Source organism: Psychrobacter sp. Ps2 (genome assembly GCF_022129405.1).
In the GTDB taxonomy this organism is placed as follows: domain Bacteria; phylum Pseudomonadota; class Gammaproteobacteria; order Pseudomonadales; family Moraxellaceae; genus Psychrobacter.
The window spans coordinates 1-1,220 of record NZ_JADQAM010000020.1 but is presented as its reverse complement, the minus strand read 5'-3'; the positions used below and the strand labels follow the sequence as shown (position 1 = coordinate 1,220).

The window sequence follows — 1,220 nt, the reverse complement described above, 5'->3', positions numbered from 1 at the left end:
GCCGTCCGTATGCTGATTGCAGCTAAAGACGATTACCCATCCACCTGGTCAGCCATCAAAGCCATAGCGCCAAAGATAGGTTGCACGCCTGAGACCCTACGATCATGGCATAAAAAGCACATTGATAAAACCATTCCTGCAAACATTCAAGCTCAAAGCCAAGCGGAGCGTATCAAAGAGCTTGAACGTGAGAACAGAGAGTTAAAGCAAGCCAATGAGATTATAAAGAAAGCTGCAGCTTTTTTCGCCCAGGCGGAGAAGGGCCGCAAACCCAAGTAATGGTTGATTTTATTGAAGATCATAAACAACAATATGGAGTCGAACCAATCTGTAGAGTATTACCGATTGCTCCATCCACATACTATCGTGCTAAAGAACTAGAAGAAAATCCTGAAAAGCGTTCACAGCGTAGTCAGCATGACGATTTCTACCTTAATGATATTAAACGTATCTGGAAGAACAGCAAATGCCGATACGGTGCTCGTAAAGTTTGGCAACAGTTGAAAGCAGAGGGTATACATCCTGCACGCTGCACTATAGAGCGGTTAATGCGTCAGCATGGTATGCAAGGTGTTTGGCGAGGTAAAGGTAAGATAACGACTAAGTCTCGTGATGATCAAAAGCGTGCTGATGATTTAGTTAATCGTAACTTTAACGCCCATCGCCCTAACCAACTATGGGTAGCTGATTTTACCTATATAAAGACATTGAGTGGTTGGGTATATACTGCTTTTATCATTGATGTGTTTGCTCGCGCTATCGTTGGTTGGAAAGTATCAGATCGTATGAACACGGATATGGTGATGGCAGCGTTAAATCAAGCCATTGCAGACAGAAATAACCCAAAAGATGTGATTCATCATAGTGATCGCGGCGTTCAGTACTTATCCATTCGCTATATTGATAAGATGGCTGATTCTGGCGTTATTGCATCTGTTGGTACAACCGGTGATTCATACGATAATGCATTGGCTGAAACGGTTAACGGGCTTTATAAAACAGAGGTGATTGAATATTTAAAACAGCAGTGGTAAGGTGTGAATGATGTTGAATTAGCAACCCTTGAATGGGTCGATTGGTTTAACAAAACTCGCATTCATAGTACGATTGGTTATGTGTCGCCTTTTGAGTTTGAGAGACGATACTATGATAGTCTTACTGAGTCAGACAAAGCTGCCTGACTCAAGCAATCCACTCTCCGATATAGTCGGGGCGGTTCA

1 pseudogene and 1 other annotated feature are annotated in these 1,220 nt (G+C 42.7%); the pseudogene reads left to right on the top strand.

Features of this window, described 5'->3' with window-relative positions:
• A pseudogene (locus tag I3254_RS00795) lies at positions 1-1,181 on the top strand (IS3 family transposase); the annotation flags it as partial.
• Positions 237-353, top strand: a sequence feature (AL1L pseudoknot). Its footprint overlaps the pseudogene before it by 117 nt.
• Positions 1,182-1,220: the final 39 nt, after the last annotated feature.